A 20,168-nucleotide genomic window follows, 5' to 3' on the forward strand; every position below is an offset into this window, starting at 1 on the left:
CCGCATGAACACCGCTAAAAACCTGCGCACCGGAGAACCGGTGTGGCTTTCGCATCCTGTCCCGCGTCTCGGCACCGGCGCGCTGAAACGTGATCGCAAGACCGACATCGTCATCATCGGCGCCGGCGTAACCGGGGCGATGGCCGCCGAAGCCCTGACGGCGGAAGGGTTCAGCGTCATCATGCTGGACCGCCGCCCGCCGCTGAAAGGCTCGACCGCAGCGACTACAGCCTTACTGCAATACGAGATCGACAATCCCCTGACCGAATTGATTCAGCAGATCGGGCACGACAAGGCGTGCCGCGCATGGCGACGCTCGAAACTGGCGCTCGACAGTCTGGCTGCACGCGTCGAACTGCTGGGCATCCCCTGTGCCATGAAACGCACCGCCTCGCTCTATCTCAGCGGCAACGTCCTCGATCCGGGAGCGCTGAAGCGTGAAGGTGAAATGCGCCGGACAATAGGCCTGCCGAACCACTATGTGACCCGCAAAGGCCTCCGCGACCACTTCGGCATCAACCGCGACGCGGCGATCCTGACAGCTCAAAACCTGACCGTGCAGCCCCTGCGCATGGCCGCAGGCTTTCATCGCGCGGCCATGCAACGGGGTGCAGAAATCCTCTGTCCGGTCGAGGTCGAGACCGTCGAGACGCATCGCGACGGCGTGACTCTACGCACCAAAGGCGGCCCTGTAATCGAAGCGCGCTATCTGATCTATGCCACGGGCTATGAGACCCCGGCGGCCATCCGTCAAAGCCGCCATTCGATCCACTCCACCTACGCCATCGCCACCAAACCGCAGCCGGACAAGCTATGGCCGGAACGGGTGATGATCTGGGAGGCGTCAGATCCTTATCTGTATATGCGCACGACCTCGGATGGACGCGTCATCTGCGGTGGTGAGGACGAAGCGTTTTCGGACGAGGACCACCGCGACAGTCTGCTGCCGGAGAAGACAAAACGGCTGGAAGAGAAGCTGAAGACCCTGTTTCCGCAATTGGATAGCCGCGCCGACTTCGCGTGGTGCGGCTCGTTCGGTACCAGCGTTACCGGCCTGCCGACCATCGGCGCGGTACCGGGCATGAATAACGTGTTCGCCATCCTCGCCTATGGCGGTAACGGAATTACGTTCTCACGGCTGGCGGCGGAAATCCTCAGCGCTGAACTCAGCGGACGCGAAGACCCGGATGCGGAGCTGTTCAGGTTTTAACGCCAGAAACGGAACCGGTCGAAGGCCTCGAACGCCGTCGTGAAATCGAGATTGAAGAAATTGGCCACGACCGCCATCAAACCATAGACCAGGCCGAAACCGAAGAAGAAGATCAGCACCATCGCCCCGAGGCTGATCAGCGGCATACGCTCAAGCTGCTCGGCCCAACCCCGCAGCGGCTGCGGCAGCAGCGGCGCGACGACGCCGAAACCGTCGAAGCCCGGCACCGGTAGCAGGTTCAGCACGAAGGCCATCAGGTTGAAAAAAGCCAGCAACATGATGGCGTCGCCCAGCACCGCTTCGCCGCCGAGCGCATAGGTGATCAGGCCTGCGGTATAGGCGAGAAGCGCTGCCAACAGGCTCATCAATGGCCCGGCCAGCGACACGACCGATTGTTGCCAGCGCCTCCGGATCAGGTCGGGACGGATCATCACCGCCGCCCCCGGCAGGGCGATACCGCCGATGATCAGGATAATGATCGGCAAGATGATAGTCGTCGGCCCGTTGATATAGGCGACCGGATCGAGCGACAAATAGCCCCGCCCTTCAACCGTATGATCGCCGAACGCCGACGCCGTCGCCGCGTGTCCCCACTCGTGCAGACACAGGCCAATGACCCAGCCCAGCACGACGAAGACGAAGGTACCGATACCGCTTAGGCCGGGCACATAGGCGAGCACCGCACCGGCGGCAACGACAAGGGCGAGCAGAAGAAGGAAGTTGGGGCTAAGGTTGGTTTTCATAAACCTGTCTTAGCCGGTTACGCCTTAGACAATCAACGCTTTCCGCCTGCGGGTTCCGACGGAAGCCCCTGCAAACGTTTGAGCATCGCCGCCGTAACGCCGCTAAGGCTACCCTCCATCGCCTTCGGGAAGCCTTCCTTGTCGAGCGTGATCTGGTAGGTCTTGGTCGAATAGCTGCCGCCGGTACCGGTCGCCATGCCGATCATCATCCCCGCCGCATCGCCGATCTTGGCTTTCTTGGACGTCACGTCCTTGAATTCAAGGATGGGATTGGTGCCGGGCAGGACGACTTTCGACAACACCAGTTCCTGACGGCCGCTGTCGGCACCAGGATATGACATGAACCACAGGCGCGACCGTTCGGGTATGACCTGCATCACCGCATCGCCTTTGATATTGACGGCCCCGTCGCCGAAGATGTTGGAGTATTTGCCGCCGCCTTCGCCCTTGATATTGACGAACCCGACCGCCAGTTCGATCCCCAGCACACCGGCCTGCAACTGGGTCGGCAGGTGGAATTCCTGCGTCGCCTGCGCCATGGCGTTACCGACTCCGGCAAAGGCCGCGAACGCACCCTGACCGGAAAAACGGATATCGCCCGCCGCGATATAGATGCCGCGACCAGATGGCCCGTAGAAGGTCGATTTGCCGCGCTTGCCGGTATCGGCGACCAGCGGTGACGGCTTCAGCCCGCCTTTCAGCTTGCCCCAGGCTTCGCTCTTATCGGCTTCGGCGTCGGTGACGATCACATAGCCCGCCGCTTTGAGGCCATCGATATATTGCGCATAGAGCCGATCGACCGCCGCCTGCACCAGCGCATCATCGATTCCCTCGACCTTGAAGGTCGAATCGGCAGTGGCATTGGCGTGGTACTTGCGGTCCTCGACGCGCGTACCATCCTGCTCGACCAGTTCGACCTGAAAGAACGGCAGAACGCGTCCGCCTGCCGGTAAGGCCAACTTACCATAGCGCGTCAGAAGCGTTGCGGCATTGGCTTCACCTTCCGCCGCCGACGACACCGTCAGGGCCGAGGGTTTCTTGTCCTTGGCGGCCCAGACCGGCGAAGCACCTGCCAGTGCAAAAGTGCCCGCAAGGCCCGTGAGCGCGGCACGGCGTGAGATAGATGTGTGGTTCAACGTCAATTCCCCTGATCGCATTTCGATAAATATCAGCGTTCGCCGAAAGGCATCCCCAGTTCAAATGACAAACCCTGTAATCCGAACACTTAGCGGAACGTATTGATCCCTTAGCTGCCTGACAGCAGAGTTCAGTACATATTGAGGATCGGTCATGTTGAAAACCGCCACCGCCCTGATCACTGCATCGCTGTTCTTGTCGGCCTGCGTCGGCGCCCCGCTGACCGATGCCTCCAGTTTGTCGGCGACGAACAATCTGAAGCCGGGCAAAACAGGACGCACCACGACGGAGGAATATCGCGACACGACAGCCCTGAACGGCGTGAAACGCGTCTATCTGCATCCGACACGGCTGATGACAGGGTCGAGCACGCGCTACACGCTGAAAGATAACGAACGCCTTCTGGTTCTGACCGAAGTCGAAGCGCAGCTCTGCTTTGAACTGGCCGAACGCTATGAGATCGTCGCCGATGCCGCGTCGAGCGATGCTCAGGTCCATTCGGCGGTAACGTGGTTCGAGCCGACCGGCACGGCGGGCTCAGGCGCGGCGGCCGCGGTCAATTTCTTTATCCCCGGCCCGCTCGGTCTGCGCGTGCCCGGTTCGCTTGGCGGACTGGCAGCGGAGGCCGAACTGAAACAGGGCAAGACGCAGGTCGCGGCTATCGTCTGGGCGCGTCAGGCGCAGGCGCTGGGGACCGACTCGCCGTCCCTGTCGCGGCTGGGCGACGCCCTGCAATTCGCCGAGCCGTTCGGCGACGATGCGGCGCGGGTCATGTCGCCGGAGCCCCTGCCTGCCAAGCGCACCTATACGCAGGCAACCGACCCGTGCCTGAAATACGGCGGACGGATCAATGAAACCGGCTTTGTGCTCGATCGCGTGACGGGTGTTTATGTCCCAACCGACCGCACCAAGGCGATGGACAAGGCGAAGGATAAAAAAGACTCCGCTAAATAGCTTTATCCGGCACGTCCAGCCGGCGGCACCCCCATGCGGCCATCACACCCTGAGCCATAAGCGTCAGATTGTGAGCTTCGATGAGGCTGTACATCTGCCGGTTGGCGTCCGTATCGTTGCCGATAGCTTCAATGCGCCACGCCGTTTCGACGGCACTTACGTCCTCGCAATGCACCGGCGGCACATCCCAGAAACACCCTCCACTGTGGCACATCGGATAGGCGATCAGACGCTTTTCATTGAGCGCACGTTCCAGCAACGGACGCAGGGCCTCGACCGTCTGAACGGATACCTCTGGATCAGGGAAGCGTGCCTTGAACGGTAACCGATCCGGATTGACGTATTCGCTGGCCCCGACAGACGTGAACAGGCACAGACCCATCATCGTCAAGGTAAACTTCATCTTACAGCGCCCGTAATTGCGGTTCGGCTTCGTTCAGCGAGGTCTCGATGGTCGAAACCAGTTGATCGATCTCGGCTTCACTAATGATCAGTGGCGGACACATGACGATCGAGTCGCGGATACCGCGCACCATCAGGCCGTTCTTGATGCAGATATCGCGGACCAGCGGCCCGGCCGTGCCTTCAGCGCCTTTGAAGCGTGTACTCGTGCCTTTTTCCGCAACGATTTCTACCGCGCCGATCAGGCCTAATGAGCGCACTTCACCGACCAGCGGATGCACGGCGAGGCGCTGCAAGGCCTTGGCCAGATAAGGTCCGGTCACGTCGCGCGTGCGGGTGATCAGGTCTTCGCGCTCCATGATCTCGATATTGCGCAGCGCCACGGCGGCGGCGGTCGGGTGACCGGAATAGGTGTAGCCGTGGACGAAATCGCCGCCGGTTTTCAGCACCTCGACGATAGCGCCCGACACGCCGACCGCCGAAATCGGCAGGTAGCCCGACGACAGGCCCTTGGCCATGGCGATAATGTCCGGTTTGACACCGTAGTGCTGGTGGCCGAACCACTGCCCCAGCCGCCCGAAGCCGCAGATAACCTCGTCGCAGATCAGCAGGATACCGTATTTGCGGCACAGGGCGTCGACCTTCGGCCAGTAGGTTTCCGGCGGGATAATCACCCCGCCCGCGCCCTGCACCGGCTCGCCGATAAAGGCGGCGATCTTGTTCGGCCCGACGCTGAGAATCCGGTCCTCGATGTCCTTCACACAGGCGTCGGCGAAGGCGATCGGGTCTTCGCCAAAGCCTTCATTGAACATGTAGGGTTGACGGACGTGCTCGATCCCCGGCACCAGCGGCCCGCCCTGAGCGTGCATGAAACTCATCCCGCCCAGCGACATGCCGGCGACCGTCGAGCCATGATAGGCGTTGCGGCGGCTGATGATGACATTACGTTCCGGCTGCCCCTTAAGCGTCCAGTAGTGGCGCACCAGACGCAGCACCGTGTCATTGGCTTCCGAGCCCGACGAGTTGAAAAAGACGTGTTTGAGGTCGGGATTGCCCTCGGACATCTTGTCGGCGATCTTCGCCGCCAGACGGATGGCCGGTTCGGTCGCCGTCTTGAAGAAGGTATTGTAATAGGGCAGTTCCAGCATCTGCTGATAGGCGACCTCGGCCAGTTCCGTGCGCCCGTAACCGACATTGACGCACCACAGCCCGGCCATGCCGTCGAGCAGCGATTTACCGTCGATATCCGTGATCACACAGCCTTCGGCATGGGTGATTATGCGGCTGCCGCCGAGGTCTTCGAGCAGTTGGTAGTCGGCCTGCGCGGGCAGATGATGGGCCAGATCAAGCGCCTTGAGTTCAGCGGATTCGTTGTGGCTTGCAGGAGCGGGCATGGCAGACCTTGCGGTGAAAGTGGGAATATCCGCACTATAGCTGTACGGCGGCGTATGGAAACAGCCTAAATGCAATCGACGGCAAAATTGTGATCACAATTTAGACTACGCGCTCAAATTGGATGGCCCCGCAAGGCCGCCCCCATCAGTTCAAAAAAGGTCTGCCGGTCACGATGGCGGTCCGGTTGCCATTCGGGATGCCACTGCACCCCCAGCACCTGAGCGCCGCCGATATTGGCACTGAAGCCTTCGACGATGCCATCGGGTGCGACGGCCTCGACGGTCAGGCCGTCGCCCAACACATCGACTCCCTGAAAATGCACGGAGTTGACGCTTAGGCTATCGTGCAGAACGGCTCGCGCCAGCACGCCGTCCGGCGTCAGGGCGACCTCGTGCGTGTGGTCGAACATGGCGTCAAAGGCAACATCGGCAGGCGCGTGGTGGTCGATGCGGTTGGAGCCCGGCGCCGCCTGCCCCAGATCGCGCCTGAGCGTCCCGCCCAACGCCACATTGATCTCCTGAAAACCACGGCAGATGCCGAAGACCGGACGCCCCGCGATGATCAGACTTTCAATCAGACTCAGGGCTACCTCGTCGCGCGCCGGATCGAACGGCCCCTCGCCGTCCGCCTGCCCATAGCGGTGCGACTCGACGTTCGACGGCGAACCGGTCAGCAGTAAACCGTCGAGCCGTGACGCCACGGCCTGCGCGTCGAAATAACCGGTAATGGCCGGGATCAGTAGCGCCGAACACTGGCCGTAGGTCATGGCGGCGCGCACATACCGGTCCATGACCGCCTGCGCCATTTCGACACCGAAATCGCGGTGACAGCACATGATGCCGACGACCGGAAGCGGCTCACGCATGGCTTAACTCAGCAAAGCCGCAGGGGCGCAGGCATTGAACGACAGCCACACCTTTTCATCCCACGTAAATTCTTCCTGATCCCAGCGTGTCAGGTTCGAACGCAAAACCTTGACCATCCGACCGCTCTCCAGCTCGATCTCATAGACCGTTTCCGACCCCAGGTAGGTCATCAGGCGGATCGTCCCGGCGACGATATTGTAGCCGTCGGGCGCGTCTTCCATTTTCGCCGGCTTGTGGTCGAACTTGTCCATTTCGATCTTTTCCGGCCGCAGCGCCGCCCAGACCGTCGCACCGGTCGCGCCGGTCACGCCGTGGTCGAGATAGATGTCGCCGACGTCCTTCGTCTTGATGATCGCATGGTCCGGCTTGTCGATATCGAGGGTGCCTTCAAACAGATTCACGCTGCCGATAAAGTCGGCGACGAAGCGCGAATTGGGGAACTCATACAGATCGAACGGCGTCGCCACCTGTTGCAACAGCCCGCGATTCATCACGGCGCAGCGCGTCGCCATAGCCAGGGCTTCGTCCTGATCGTGGGTGACCATGATGAAGGTGATGCCGACCTTTTCCTGAAGCAGCGATAGCTCCGTGCGCATGGCGTCGCGCAATTTCGCATCGAGCGCCGACAGCGGCTCGTCAAGCAGCAGGACGCGCGGCTTCTTGACCAGCGCGCGGGCCAGCGCCACGCGCTGGCGCTGGCCGCCCGACATCTGATCCGGCTTACGCGGCCCGAACCCGGCCAGCTTGACCAGCTCCAGCGCCTCTTCGGCACGGGCGCGCGCCTCGGAACCGCCGATGCCGTCCATCTTGAGGCCATAGGCGACGTTATCGAGCACCGTCATGTGCGGAAAGACGGCGTAGGACTGAAACACCATATTGACCGGGCGCTTGTTCGGCGGCGTGGTCGAGACGTCCTGACCGTCGATCAGGATGCGGCCTTCGGTCGGCATTTCGAACCCGGCCAGCATCCGCAGCAGCGTGGTCTTGCCGCAACCCGACGGCCCAAGCAGCGAGAAGAATTCGCCTTCCTTGATGTCGAGCGAGACATTGTCCACAGCGGTGTTCTTGCCGAAGCGTTTGGAGACGTTCTCGAAACTGATGATGGTTTTCGCTTCGGACATGTTATTTCTTCTCCGTGCCGTGACCGGCGGTCAGGGCGTCGGAGCCCTGGAATTTGAGCGCAAGGAAGGTCAGCAGCACCGTGACGACGATCAGGATGGTCGAGGCCGCATTAATCTCCGGCGTCACCGCAAAACGCACCATCGAATAGATCTGCACCGGGAAGGTCACCGTATCCGGCCCTGACGTGAAGAAGGTAATGACGAAATCATCGAGCGACAAAGTGAAGGCCAGAAGCCCGCCCGCGATCAGCGACGGCTGGATATGCGGGATCAGCACGTCGATCAGGGTGCGCCATTCGCTGGCGCCCAGATCCTTGGCGGCTTCTTCGAGTTCGCGGTTGAAAGACGCCAGCCGAGCCCGGACGACCACGGCGACAAACGGAAAGCTGAACGAGATGTGGGCGATGATGATGGCGCCCAGATTGAGTGGCCACGGCAGGCCCTGCGGCCACGGAAATATCTTGGCAAAGAAGACCAGCATCCCGACGCCCATGCAGATTTCCGGCACGACGATCGGAATGGCCAGCCCGGCGTCGAACGCCGTCCGACCGCTGAAACGGAACCGCCACAGAACGATGGCCGCCATAGCGCCAACGATGACCGACAGGATGGTCGAAAACAGCGCGATAACCATCGAATTGGTAAAGGCCATGATCAGGCTGTCGTTCGTCAGCGCCTTGACGTAGTATTTCAGGGTGAAGCCTTGCCAGACGACGTTGCGCTTGGAATCGTTGAAGGAGAACACCATCAGCGAGATCAGCGGTGCGTAGAGGAACACCGTGACCGCGACCAGCCACGCCTGAATAGGCCAGCGGCGCAGATATTCCAGCGGACCCGGCGGTGTCTTTTTCACTTTGATAATGGTCTCGCTCATCCCATGCCCCGCTTCTTCGCCGAGTTGTTGAGAAAGCCCTGAATGGCGATGCCGATAAAGGTCAGATAGACGAGCAAAAACGCCAGTGCCGCTCCGAACGGCCAGTTATTGGCGCGCTTGAACTGCGATTCGATGACATTGGCGATCATCTGGGAATCCGTACCTCCCAGCAGGTCCGGCGTCAGATAGGCCCCAAGCGCCGGAATGAAGGTGATCAGTACGCCCGACGCGATCCCTGCCCCGGCCAGCGGCACGACGATCGAAAACAGGGTACGGATGTGGCCAGCCCCCAGATCGAGGGACGCTTCGAGCAGCGAACGATCCAGACGGTCCAGCGTCGAATACAGCGGCAGGATCATGAACGGCAGGTGGACATAGACCAGCCCCAGAATGACCGCGAAATTATTGTATAACAGCTCCATCGGCTGGAATTCGCCCAATGGCGCCAGACCGATCACGGTCATGAACCCCGACGCGTTATTCCACAGAAAATGGTAGGTCTGATTGACGTAGCCTTCCGTGCGCAGAACGGCGATCAGTGCGTAGGTACGGATCAGCAGATTGGTCCAGAACGGCAGCATGATCAGCAGCAGGAACCATGGCTTCCATTTTTCCGGCGCGAAGGTGATGGCCAATGCGACGGGAAAACCGATCACCACGCACAAAAACGTGGTCAAGGCCGCGATCCACAGCGATTTGGCAAAGATGCCGAGATAGAGCGGCTCCAGCGCCTTGGCATAGTTGGCCCAGGTGCCGGTAAAGGCGATATCGACCAGCCCCTCGTTCTGGCCGAAACTGTACAGCCAGACTATGCCCAGCGGTACGAAGAAAAAGAAAACCAGCCAGACGAGCGGCGCGCTCAGCATGGCGGCGAACATACCCTTGGCCTGACGCCAGCTCTGTTCCATACCCGTCCCCCGTCCAAGTCGACGAAACGAAAAAAACACGCCGGGTTGCCCCGGCGCGATCGTGGATCAGGACGCCTTGATCTTGGTCATGGCGTCTTCGTAGACCTGAGCCTTGGTTTCGTCGAAGGCCGCGTATTCGCAACGCGCCAGCACGTCGGCCGGCGGGAAGATGATCGGATTGCTCTTGTAGCTGTCCGGCATCAGGGCCTTGGCCGCGGCATTGGTCGTCGGGTAAAGAATGGTTTCGAAGATTTCCTTCGAGGCCGTCGCATCCATCATATAGTTGAGGAACTTGTGCGCATTGTCGGGGCGTGGAGCGTCCTTCGGTATGCACCAGTTGTCCGAATTGAGCTGCGAGCCTTCTTTCGGGATGATGAAATCGATGTCGTCATCCTCGGCCTTGGCCTGAGCGATGTCGCCATTATATTCCAGCACCAGATCGACGTCCTTCGACATCAGCATGTCCTGACCGTCATCTTCGTGGAAGGCCTTGATGAAGGGCTTCTGCTTGATCAGCATCGCCGTAACCTTGTCGATGGTCGCCTGATCGATGCCGTTAACCGAGTGCCCCAGATACTTGGCCCCCAGACGGATCATGTCGCCCGCTTCAGACAGGACGGCGATCTTGCCCTTGAACATGTCGGAATCGAACAGATATTTCCACGAATCCGGCACAAAGCCCGCTGGCATTTTCGATTTGCGGTAACCGATGCCGAGCACCAGCCAGGTATAGGGTGCCGACCATTTGCGGCCCGGATCATAGGCCACGTCGATAAAGGCCGGGTCGATGTTTTTGAGGTTGGGCAGCTTGGCGTGGTCAAGCGGCAGCAGCAGATCGGCCTGGCTCAGGCGCTCCACGAAGTCGTTCGACGGCACGATGACATCGAAGCCGGAATTGCCGGTCTTCATCTTGGCGAACAGTTCGTCATTGGTCGCAAAAATCGACATATTGACGTCGATGCCCGATGCGGCTTTGAAATCCGCTAATGTTGTCTCACCGATATAGGTAGCCCAGTTGTAGAAGTTGAGCTTGGCTTCTTCGCCCCCAGCCGCCGGTTTTGCCGCCTGAGAGCAGGCACCTAGTCCGCCGAAGCTGATGCCGATGGCGGCAGCCCCAAGGCCTTGCAACAGCGAACGGCGCGAGGCGCGATGACGTGAAGAGTTCATATCCCATCTCCTTCAAGGCTTCAAACGCCGGCCTTTGCGGGACAAGGCAGCGCGGTGGTGCATTTTAAGCCGCGCATCTGATCCGAAAACCGTTGCACACTTTTCGGGATGCGCTTTGAGCCAGAGCGGGACCCATTCGGCCCCCTCCTGAATGTGACGATAAGTTAACAGAATACGGGAATGACATTCTGTCAACCGGCTTCTGTGATCACGTTCGCAAATGCGGTAATTATTTACAGATCAGGCGTTTCTCAGATACCAGTCGTAGTCGAGTTCGGTCACTTCCTCGAAGAAGCGCGCCTGTTCGGTTTTCTTGACCTTGACGTACATGTCGACGAAGCGATCCCCCAGATAGTCGCGCAGGACCGTCGACTTATCGAGATAATCGACCGCCGCATACCAGTTAGTCGGTAAGGTCGCGCCCGTTTCCGCCGCCACGGCATAGCCGTTGCCGACCACTGCCAGGCCGGGATCGGTCTTTTGCGTGATGCCGTGGTGGGCACAGGCCAGAATCGCGGCCAGCACCAGATAGGGGTTGCCATCGGCTCCTGCGACGCGGTGTTCGACGTGGCGCGTATGGGCGGGACCGGCGGTGACGCGAAGGGAGACCGTGCGGTTATTCACCCCCCAGGTCAGGCCGACCGGGGCGTAGGAATTGGCCTTGAAGCGCTTGTAGGAGTTGGCCCCCGGCGCGAGGATACCCATGCAGTCGGCCAGATGATCCTTCATGCCGCCGATCATGGTTTTGAGCAGGTCCGAGCCTTCCGGGTGTTCGGCGGCGCACAGGTTCTTACCATCTTTGTCGGCGACCGACACATGGACGTGAAAACCGGAACCGGCGCGATCGGCCCACGGCTTGGCCATGAAGGTTGCCTCGATACCGAGGCTGAGGGCTACGCCCTTGGCCATGCGCTTGTACAGCACCGCGTCGTCCGCAGCGCGCAGGGCATCGGGCTTGTGCTTGAGCGTCAGTTCGACCTGACCCGGCGCGAACTCCGAAATCGCCCCTTCGAGCGGGATGTTCATCACATCCGCCGTCTCCCACAGGGTGCGGAAGAACTCGCCGTGCGCCTCGACCTCGGGCAGGCCATAGACCTGAATACCCTTCGGCGTCTCATTGGTGTTGAAACCGCGCGCGGGGACAAGCTGTCCGTCCTTGCGCTCGATATCGACGAGGTAATATTCCAGCTCGCACGCCACCACCGGCGTCAGCCCATCGGCCGTGTAACGGTCCAGCACCCCTTGCAGGACATGGCGCGGATCGAGGTCGTTGGGCTTGCCGTCAAGCTCATAGAGCGACAGCATGACCTGACCGACGTCGTCGCCCAGCCACGGCGCGGGCGTCAGCGTCCCCGGCACCGGCCTTGCGACACGGTCCGCGTCGCCGTCTTCCCAGACGAGACCCGTGTCCTCGCAATCGGCCCCCAACGTATCGACCACCAGAATCGACCCCGGCAGGAAACGCCCGTATTCATAGATCGGCAGCAGTTCATGCCGTCGTAACCGCTTACCGCGCGGCACCCCGGTCATCGAAGTGAACAGTATCTCGAAATAGTTTATTTCAGGGTGCGCATCGAGAAAGGCTTTGGCTTCGTCAACGGTGGCGACCATGGGGTGCGGGGGTAGTGACATTGGGCTCTCTTTCGTCCTCCCGCCTACGCAGCGGAGGATGTGAAACGCTTATATTCGATGCTAAAAGCTTCGATGGTATCCACCAGCCGCTTTACCGCTTCCGGTGTCGTTTTCGGCGAGATCAGCATCATATTGTGAAACGGCGCGATCAGAACGCCGCGATTGATCAGGTACAGATGAAACGCTTTTAACAGGGTCGGATCAAGGGCCTTGCGCATGGTTTCCGCGTCACGCGGCGCAGGCGAGGCAAAGACCAGTTCGGCCCGTGCGCCGACATGCACCACGCTCCAATCGAGCCCTTGCCGCCAGATGACGCTACGCAGTTGCGCGACGAGGCTCTCAGTACCCTTTTGCATATAGTCGTAGGCCGGACGGGTCATGATTTCCATCAGCATGGTTTTGATCCCCGTCATGGCCAAAGCGTTGCCGGACAGGGTCGTGCCGATGCCGGAAGACCCGCCGCCGATTTCTGTTTGCGTGGAGTCCATGCGAGCGGCGACCTCTGCCGTGACGCCCCACACCGCCGCCGGGATACCACCCGCGATAGCCTTACCGATGACCAGCATATCGGCGCGCAAACCGTGGTCGCGCACATAGCCGCCATAGCCCGACGACAGGGTGTGCGTCTCGTCATAGATCAGCAGCGTACCGGTGCGGTCGCACAGGTCGCGCAAGGCCTGATGATAGCCCTCGTCCGGCAATATCATGCCGCAATTGGTCATCACGGGTTCAAGCAACACGCAGGCGATATCGTTGCCCGCCAAGACACTATCCATCGCGCTCAGATCATTGAACGGCACGGCGACCGTGTATTGCGTCAGGTCGGTGACCTGCCCGATCAGGCCGGGCTTTTGGACGGTTTGGCCGTCTTTCAACACGACGAAGGCGTCATCGACCATCCCGTGATAGGCCCCGTCAATGATCAGGATTTTATCGCGCTTCGTTACCGCCCGTGCCCAGCGGATCGCCGCGCGGTTGGCGTCCGACGCCGTGGTCGCGCATTGCCACAGCGGCAAACCGAAGCGCTCGGAGAGCAGCCGCCCGACCTCAACGCTGTCGGCGGTCGGCAGCATGAAGCCAACGCCCTGACCCGCCTGTTGGGCTATCGCGGTTTGCAATTCATCGCGCCCGTGACCGAACATCGACGGCGTGTCGCCGAGACAGAAATCGTCGTAGACGTGACCGTCAACGTCCCACAGGGTCGCGCCCTTCGCATAGGTCGCGAACAGCGGCACCGGCGAGGCCCAGTCGTCCATCCAGTGCAGCGGCACCCCACCGCGCCAGACTGTCCGCGCCTCGGCAGCGAGCGCGAGAGTCTTGGGGTGGGTGGCGTTGAAGATCGCGATCTGTTCGGCGATGAAGTCAGTGAGAGACATCCTTATTCCCCCTCTCCCCTGCGGGTAGAGGGCTGGGCGCGGGCCTGCGAGGCTGAGGTGGCAATCCACGCAAAGGCCCCCTCATCCGGCGCTTCGCGCCACCCATCGCTGGCGAAAGCTATACTTTCGCTGGCGCTATACCCCGTAGGGGCGAAGGGAATAAGCACACCCCCTCTAATCACCCCAGCCCCGCGATGCTGATGAACTTGGTCTCCAGAAACTCCTCAAGCCCCTCGCTTGCGCCTTCACGGCCGATGCCGGATTCCTTGACGCCTCCGAAAGGTGCGACCTCGGTCGACATGACGCCGTCATTCAGACCCACCATCCCCGCCTCGATCGCCTTGACCACGCGCAAGCCGCGCGTGATGTCCTGCGTAAAGGCATAGGCTGCCAATCCGAACGGCGTGTCGTTAGCCAGAGCGATCCCCTCCGCTTCCGTGTCGAACGGATAGAGCGCCGCCACGGGTCCGAAGATTTCCTCCTCGAACATCTGCATATCGCGCGTCACACCGATCAGGACGGTGGCGGGATAATAGAGCGGTCCCTGCGCATCGACCTTCCCGCCGAGCGCCAGTTTCGCCCCCTTGGATACCGCGTCATCGACCAGCCGCACGACCTTGTCGATGGCCTTCTGATTGATCAGCGGCCCCAGCCCCGTGCTTTCCTCATAGCCCGGTCCGGATTTCAGTTTGCGCGCCTCGGCGACGAATTTCTCGACAAAGGCGTCGTAAATTCCGCGCTGAACGAAGATGCGATTGGCGCAGACGCAGGTCTGGCCTGAATTACGGAACTTCGACGCCGCAGCGCCCGCGACCGCCAGATCGAGGTCGGCGTCGTCGAACACCACCACCGGGGCATTGCCGCCCAGCTCCAGCGAAATCTTCTTCACCGTCGTGGCGCACTGGGCGTAGAGCTTCTTGCCGACCGGCGTCGAACCGGTGAAGGAGAACTTTTTCACCCGCGCATCCGAGGTCAGCACCGCGCCGATATCCGCCGAATGGGTCGTGGTGATGATGGCGATCAGCCCGTCCGGCACGCCCGCGTCTTTCGCGAGACGCTTCAAGGCAATGGCGCAGATCGGCGTGTCTTCCGACGGCTTGACCACCGCCGCACAGCCCACCGCCAGCGCTGGCCCCAGCTTCCGGGTGATCATCGACAGCGGGAAGTTCCACGGCGTGATCGCGCCGACGACGCCGACCGGCTGGCTGATAGTCAGCAACTGCTTGCCGTCCGCCGTGGCCGGGATGGTACGGCCATAGGCGCGCTTGCCCTCTTCGGCGAACCATTCGATGAAGCCCGCCGCATAAGCGACTTCGCCGCGCGCTTCCTTGATGGCGCGGCCCTGTTCCAGCGACACGAGAAGCCCCAAGGCCTCCTGATGCTTCATGATGACGGCGTACCACGCTTCCATGATTTTCGCGCGCGCCTTGGCGGTCAGGGCGGCCCAGGCCGGCATGGCTTTTTCCGCCGCCGCGATGGCCGCTTCGGTGTCGGCGGCGGTCATTTCGCGCACATAGGCCAGCACGTCGCCGGTCGAAGGGTTATAAACGGCAAAGTGCGGATAAGACGGCGGGCTTAGGCTGATATCTTCGCCGAGCAGATCGATAAGGGCGGGAGTCAATTTCATAATTCTATGCCTTGAACGTTATGGAAACGGCCTTGAGGTCGGCATATTTATATAGGGCGTGCAGGCTGCGATCGCGACCGAAGCCCGACTGTTTAAATCCGCCGAACGGCATGGTGATGTCGCAGGCGTCCCAGCCATTGACCCACACAAGCCCGGCCTTCAGCGCCTTGGTCGCCCGCATGGCGCGGTCGAGGCTGGCGGTCCACACCCCCGACGCCAGCCCATAGACCGTGTCGTTGGCCAAACGGTAGGCTTCGGCTTCGTCGGTGAAAGTCAGGACCGACAGAACCGGCCCGAACACCTCTTCCATCGCCAGCACATTAGCGGCGGATATATCGAGCAGCGACGGTTCGACATAGAAGCCTCCCGTCTCGGTTTGCACGCGGTTGCCGCCCAGCAGCAAGCGCCCGCCATCGGCCTGTCCCTTGTCGATATAGCCGAGCGCCGTGTGCATCTGCTTTTCAGAGATCATCGCCCCGAACTGCGTGGCCGGATCGAACGGATCGCCGACTTTGATCGATTTGGTCACCTCGATGACCTTTTCGACGAAAGCGTCCTTGATCGAGGCTTCGACAAACAGACGCGAGGCCGCCGTACACACCTGCCCCTGATTGTAGAACACGCCCCACGCCGCGTTTTGCGCGGCGGCGTCAAGATCGGCGCAGTCGGCGAAGACGATCTGCGGCGACTTGCCGCCCAGCTCCAGCGACACGCGCTTGAGGTTCGACTCGGCCGAGGCCTTCATCAGTTGCCGACCGACCTGACCGGAGCCGGTAAAGGCGATCATATCGACATCCATATGGCGGGCCAGTGCGTCTCCGGCCTCGTGACCCAGCCCCGTGACGACGTTGAACACACCTGCGGGCACCCCGGCTTCGATCGCCAAAGCCGCCACATAGAGCGCGGTCATCGACGACAGTTCGGCGGGTTTCAGCACCACCGAATTGCCCATAGCCAGGGCGGGCGCGACCTTCCACATGGCCATGTGCAGCGGGAAGTTCCACGGCACGATGGCGCCGATGACTCCCAACGGCTCATGCACGGCATAGGACAGGCGGTTGTCCGGTGTCGGCCCGACCTCGCCATAGATCTTGTCGAGCGCCTCGGCGTAATAGCGCGTCGTATTGATCGCCAGAGGGATATCGACGGCGCGGCTGTCGCGGATCGGCTTGCCGGTGTCAAGCGTCTCCAAAAGCGCCAGATTTTCGGCGTGGGCGCTCATCAGATCGGCCAGTTTGTGCAGGACCTGCTTGCGCGCTTTGGGGGCCAGACGACTCCAGCGCCCGTCCTCGAACGCCGTGCGCGCGGCGGTCACCGCCGTGTCGATATCGGCAGCCTCACAGGCGGCGATGCGGTTGATCAGCGTGTCATCGCGGGGGGTGCGGTTGTCGAACGTCTTGCCGGACCGGGCATCGACCCAGCTACCGCCGATAAAGGCCTGAGCGGGCTTGGCGACGGCGCTCAGGGCGTTGATGACACCGTCGAGGTCCGTAGCGGGCGACAAGGGAGTCGAAAACGCGCTCATGACAACAACCTCCGAAACTGTGATCACAGTTCAGCACGCGAGCAGGCAGTCCGTCAATCCCTTCTCCCCGTTTACGGGGAGAAGGTGGCGCGCAGCGACGGATGAGGGGCGAGTCACAGAAAAGGAAGAAGCCCCTCACCCTAGCCGCCACCGGACACCCGGCTCTCCCCGCTTGCGGGGAGAGGGGACTATCCCTTCAACGCCTCAAGCATCAGTTCCATGCCCTCGTGCACGTCCTCAGCCATATGCTGACGCACCGCGGCGTGGTCGCCGGACTCCAGAGCGCGGATCAGTTCCTGATGGTGATCCTGCGGCAATTGCACGGTCCCCAGACGCCCGAACACCACGCGCATGAACGGTCCCGATTGCAGCCACAGGGTCCGCGCCATATCGAGGAACAGATCGGCTTCGGCGAGGTTATAGAGACGAAAATGGAAGGCGTAATTGGCCTTCATATAGCCGTCGACATCGCCCTTGCTTAAGGCCGCCATCAGGCGCTCATCGTCGTTTTTCAGCTCGACGATAACGTCGCGGGTGATCTTCTGCGCGCCTAAAAAGGCCAGTTCCGGCTCGACCCACTGCCGCGCCGTCATCAATTGCAGCAGGCGATTTTCGCTCAAAGACGGCACGCGCAGGCGCTTGTTTGACGGCTGCAACTCCAGCGCCTTTTGCGCGATCAGACGGCGCACGGCCTCGCGCACCGGCATGGGGCTGACGTTCAGTTCGTTGGCCAGCGTGCGCAACGACACCGACTTTCCCGGCGGAATCTGACCCTGAATGAGCGACTCGGCCAAGGCCTCATAGACCTGATCGTGGATCGAGGTTTCATCATCCATCGCAAGGGGAAACTGATTCAAGCCCGGATAACCCATACCGTATTCATGACCTCAAAAATGTGATCACGATTTCACGCCGCGCGTCACAATAGACTGGAAGCGAAATCTATAGCCTGTATGCTCGGTTCCGACAAATCCCATCTTTCTCATGAGCGCCCCGATGGACGACCGCCTCCCTTCCCCTGATGCGATGCAATCCTTCTGGATGCCGTTCACGCCCAACCGCGCCTTCAAATCCGGCCGGCACAAGCTGCTGGTCGAGGCCGACGGCATGTTCTACAAAAGCCACGACGGGCGCGAAATTTTAGACGCGACCTCTGGCTTATGGTGCTCCAACGCCGGGCACAATCGCCCGAAAATCACCGCCGCGATCCAGAAACAGGCCGCGACGATGGACTTCGCCCCGACCTTCAATATCGCCCACCCGCTGGCGTTCGAATTCACGCACAAATTGTCCGGCATCCTGCCCTACGACCTCAAAAAAGTCTTCCTGACCAATTCGGGCTCCGAAGCCGCCGATACCGCTTTGAAGATCGCGCTAGCCTATCATCGGATGCGCGGCCAAGGCGCCAAGACGCGCCTGATCGGCCGCGAACGCGCCTATCATGGCACGGGCTTCGGCGGCATCAGCGTCGGTGGTCTCGTCAAGAACCGCATGCACTTCGGCACCCTTCTCGCCGGGGTCGATCACCTGCCGCATACGCATCTGTCGGAAAACGTCTTCACCAAAGGCGAGCCCGAACACGGCGCGGACCTTGCCGACGCGCTGGAACGGATCGTCTCTCTGCATGACGCCTCGACGATCGCCGCCGTCATCGTCGAGCCCGTTGCCGGATCGACCGGGGTGCTGATCCCGCCCAAAGGCTATCTGAAACGCCTGCGCGAGTTGTGCGACAAGCACGATATCCTGCTCATTTTCGACGAAGTCATTACCGGCTTCGGGCGTCTGGGTGCCGCGTTCGGGGCCGACTATTTCGGCGTGCGACCGGACCTGCTGTGCATGGCCAAGGGCATCACCAACGCCACCGTCCCCATGGGCGCGGTCGCCGTGTCGAACCGCATCTACGACACTTTCATGCAGGCGTCTGACACCCCGATCGAGCTGTTCCACGGCTATACCTATTCCGGCCACCCTCTCGCCTGTGCTGCGGGAATCGCGACGCTGGAAACCTACGAAGAGGAAGACCTGTTCGCCCGCGCCGCCGGGATCGCGCCCTATTGGCAAGACGCCGTGCACAGCCTGCGCGATGCAAACCACGTCATCGATATCCGCAATCTCGGCCTCGTCGCCGGGATCGAGTTGCAACCGCGCGAAGGCGCGGCGACCGCTCGCGCGCTGGAGGTTTTCGACCGCTGCTTCGACGACGGCCTGCTGATCCGCGTGACGGGCGATATCATTGCCATGTCGCCGCCCCTGATCGTCGAAACAATGCAGATCGACCGAATGATCGAGACGATCCGCAAAGCGCTGGCGGTCACAGAATAAAATTCACCGCCGCAAACAGCCCGAACGCCGCACACCCCAGCACGTTCATCCACCGCCCACCGAGCTTTTTGACCTGCGGATGGAACCGCGCAACGAACAGGACCAGTACCAGCCCCAAGGCCCATTGGCCGGTCGCGTCACCCTGCCCCATCAGGATGAACCCGCCCCACAGAAACAGCAGCCACAGCAACCAGTATACCGGCGCGCTGACCACACCCAGCATGTGCCACAGGGCTTCGGCGAAGGTTTTCATAAACAGCGCTCGTTTTTTATCGTTTTCTTACGGAATCGTGGGGATATCCTTGCCCTAAAGGCCGTCAAACCGCCATAGTGTGTCGGCTCATTCTTTTAACTTCCGGGGCTCGCCATGTTTAACCTGTCCGAACAACTCAGTGAACTGCGCGACTCGATCATCGCCGTGGTTTTGCTGGTCGCCGCCGCCATCCTTGGCGTCGCCTGGGCCAGTATCGGCCTGTTCAACGCCCTGCAAATCTGGTTGGGACCGGTGTGGGGTCCGGTGGCGCTCGGTGCGGCGATGATCCTGCCGTTGGTCGTTTACATGGTTTTCAAGCGGCTGACCAAGGAAGAGAAAAAGCGCCAGCAAGCCTTTGTGAAGCAACAGACCCAGGCGGCCTACGCGCAGTCCTCGGTCGTGCATATTTCGCGCATCCTCGATGCGCTCAAGGGCCGCTCGCCGGTGCTGGCGACCGTCGGCGCGGTCATCGCCGGTTTCCTCGCTTCGAAATTTCCCTCCATGTTGGCGGTGCTGTCCGAGATCATCGGCGCCTGGGGCGACGATGTGAAACGCAAGGCCGCCGAACCCGAAGATTAAGTCTATGGGGATACCGGTTTTTCCGGCTTGCACAGCCGCCTGAAACTCGGTAACAACGGCGCTCTTGTCACCCTGAC

At 61.1% G+C, this 20,168-nt stretch carries 19 protein-coding genes; 4 read left to right on the forward strand and 15 right to left on the reverse strand.

The features are described from left to right. Positions 1-4: 4 nt before the first annotated feature. Positions 5-1,210 carry an FAD-binding oxidoreductase gene (locus AEYBE204_RS37485; RefSeq protein WP_023463805.1) on the forward strand — a complete coding sequence of 402 codons (1,206 nt, stop codon included), beginning with the start codon at positions 5-7 and terminating at the stop codon, positions 1,208-1,210. Here AEYBE204_RS37485 and AEYBE204_RS37490 read toward each other — a convergent pair. Next, on the reverse strand, positions 1,207-1,953 hold the full coding sequence (locus tag AEYBE204_RS37490; protein ID WP_023463806.1) for a site-2 protease family protein: 747 nt from the start codon (positions 1,951-1,953) through the stop codon (positions 1,207-1,209). The genes AEYBE204_RS37485 and AEYBE204_RS37490 overlap by 4 nt on opposite strands. Positions 1,954-1,985: 32 nt before the next feature. After that, the gene (locus tag AEYBE204_RS37495; protein WP_023463807.1) at positions 1,986-3,089 is read right to left on the reverse strand and encodes a hypothetical protein; all 1,104 of its coding nucleotides are present in this window, start codon (positions 3,087-3,089) and stop codon (positions 1,986-1,988) included. A gap of 154 nt (positions 3,090-3,243) precedes the next feature. On the opposite strand from AEYBE204_RS37495, the gene AEYBE204_RS37500 reads away from it, so the two are divergent. Continuing rightward, complete coding sequence (locus tag AEYBE204_RS37500; RefSeq protein WP_023463808.1) at positions 3,244-4,044, forward strand: DUF3313 family protein; 801 nt, start codon at positions 3,244-3,246, stop codon at positions 4,042-4,044. On the opposite strand, the gene AEYBE204_RS37505 is transcribed toward AEYBE204_RS37500, so the two are convergent. From AEYBE204_RS37505 to AEYBE204_RS37560, 12 genes are all read right to left on the reverse strand, one after another. Then, complete coding sequence (locus tag AEYBE204_RS37505) at positions 4,037-4,447, reverse strand: hypothetical protein (RefSeq protein WP_023463809.1); 411 nt, start codon at positions 4,445-4,447, stop codon at positions 4,037-4,039. The two genes, AEYBE204_RS37500 and AEYBE204_RS37505, sit on opposite strands and share 8 nt — an antisense overlap. A 1-nt stretch (position 4,448) precedes the next feature. Then, a complete protein-coding gene (locus AEYBE204_RS37510; RefSeq protein ID WP_023463810.1) occupies positions 4,449-5,840 on the reverse strand; it encodes an aspartate aminotransferase family protein in 1,392 nt (463 codons plus the stop codon). A gap of 113 nt (positions 5,841-5,953) precedes the next feature. Continuing rightward, on the reverse strand, positions 5,954-6,706 hold the full coding sequence (locus AEYBE204_RS37515; protein WP_023463811.1) for a gamma-glutamyl-gamma-aminobutyrate hydrolase family protein: 753 nt from the start codon (positions 6,704-6,706) through the stop codon (positions 5,954-5,956). Between the two features lie 3 nt (positions 6,707-6,709). Beyond that, entirely contained in the window at positions 6,710-7,828 is a 1,119-nt protein-coding gene (locus AEYBE204_RS37520; RefSeq protein WP_023463812.1) for an ABC transporter ATP-binding protein, read from the reverse strand. Between the two features lies 1 nt (position 7,829). Continuing rightward, positions 7,830-8,702 (reverse strand): ABC transporter permease, encoded by an 873-nt coding sequence (locus AEYBE204_RS37525; protein ID WP_023463813.1) that lies wholly within the window; start codon positions 8,700-8,702, stop codon positions 7,830-7,832. Continuing rightward, a complete protein-coding gene (locus AEYBE204_RS37530) occupies positions 8,699-9,610 on the reverse strand; it encodes an ABC transporter permease (RefSeq protein WP_023463814.1) in 912 nt (303 codons plus the stop codon). Before AEYBE204_RS37530 ends, AEYBE204_RS37525 begins: the two co-directional genes overlap by 4 nt. 66 nt (positions 9,611-9,676) lie before the next feature. Beyond that, entirely contained in the window at positions 9,677-10,777 is a 1,101-nt protein-coding gene (locus AEYBE204_RS37535) for a PotD/PotF family extracellular solute-binding protein (protein WP_023463815.1), read from the reverse strand. A gap of 240 nt (positions 10,778-11,017) precedes the next feature. After that, positions 11,018-12,388, reverse strand: a complete 1,371-nt coding sequence (locus AEYBE204_RS37540) for a glutamine synthetase family protein (protein WP_023463816.1) — start codon at positions 12,386-12,388, stop codon at positions 11,018-11,020. A gap of 44 nt (positions 12,389-12,432) precedes the next feature. Next, positions 12,433-13,785 carry a transaminase gene (locus AEYBE204_RS37545; protein WP_023463817.1) on the reverse strand — a complete coding sequence of 451 codons (1,353 nt, stop codon included), beginning with the start codon at positions 13,783-13,785 and terminating at the stop codon, positions 12,433-12,435. Positions 13,786-13,963: 178 nt separating this feature from the next. Beyond that, positions 13,964-15,412 carry an NAD-dependent succinate-semialdehyde dehydrogenase gene (locus AEYBE204_RS37550; RefSeq protein ID WP_023463818.1) on the reverse strand — a complete coding sequence of 483 codons (1,449 nt, stop codon included), beginning with the start codon at positions 15,410-15,412 and terminating at the stop codon, positions 13,964-13,966. A gap of 4 nt (positions 15,413-15,416) precedes the next feature. After that, positions 15,417-16,937: an aldehyde dehydrogenase gene (locus AEYBE204_RS37555; RefSeq protein ID WP_023463819.1), complete on the reverse strand. Its 1,521-nt coding sequence runs from the start codon at positions 16,935-16,937 to the stop codon at positions 15,417-15,419. Between the two features lie 188 nt (positions 16,938-17,125). Then, positions 17,126-17,773 carry a GntR family transcriptional regulator gene (locus tag AEYBE204_RS37560; RefSeq protein ID WP_235068266.1) on the reverse strand — a complete coding sequence of 216 codons (648 nt, stop codon included), beginning with the start codon at positions 17,771-17,773 and terminating at the stop codon, positions 17,126-17,128. Between the two features lie 160 nt (positions 17,774-17,933). Between AEYBE204_RS37560 and AEYBE204_RS37565 the strand changes: the two genes are divergently transcribed. Then, positions 17,934-19,259 (forward strand): aspartate aminotransferase family protein, encoded by a 1,326-nt coding sequence (locus AEYBE204_RS37565; RefSeq protein WP_023463821.1) that lies wholly within the window; start codon positions 17,934-17,936, stop codon positions 19,257-19,259. On the opposite strand, the gene AEYBE204_RS37570 is transcribed toward AEYBE204_RS37565, so the two are convergent. Further along, positions 19,249-19,512: a hypothetical protein gene (locus AEYBE204_RS37570; RefSeq protein ID WP_023463822.1), complete on the reverse strand. Its 264-nt coding sequence runs from the start codon at positions 19,510-19,512 to the stop codon at positions 19,249-19,251. The genes AEYBE204_RS37565 and AEYBE204_RS37570 overlap by 11 nt on opposite strands. Positions 19,513-19,626: 114 nt before the next feature. Here AEYBE204_RS37570 and AEYBE204_RS37575 point away from each other — a divergent pair, with 114 nt between their 5' ends. Then, positions 19,627-20,091, forward strand: a complete 465-nt coding sequence (locus AEYBE204_RS37575) for a hypothetical protein (protein WP_023463823.1) — start codon at positions 19,627-19,629, stop codon at positions 20,089-20,091. The last annotated feature ends 77 nt before the right edge of the window (positions 20,092-20,168 follow it).

The organism is Asticcacaulis sp. YBE204 (assembly GCF_000495855.1).
In the GTDB taxonomy this organism is placed as follows: Bacteria; Pseudomonadota; Alphaproteobacteria; order Caulobacterales; family Caulobacteraceae; genus Asticcacaulis.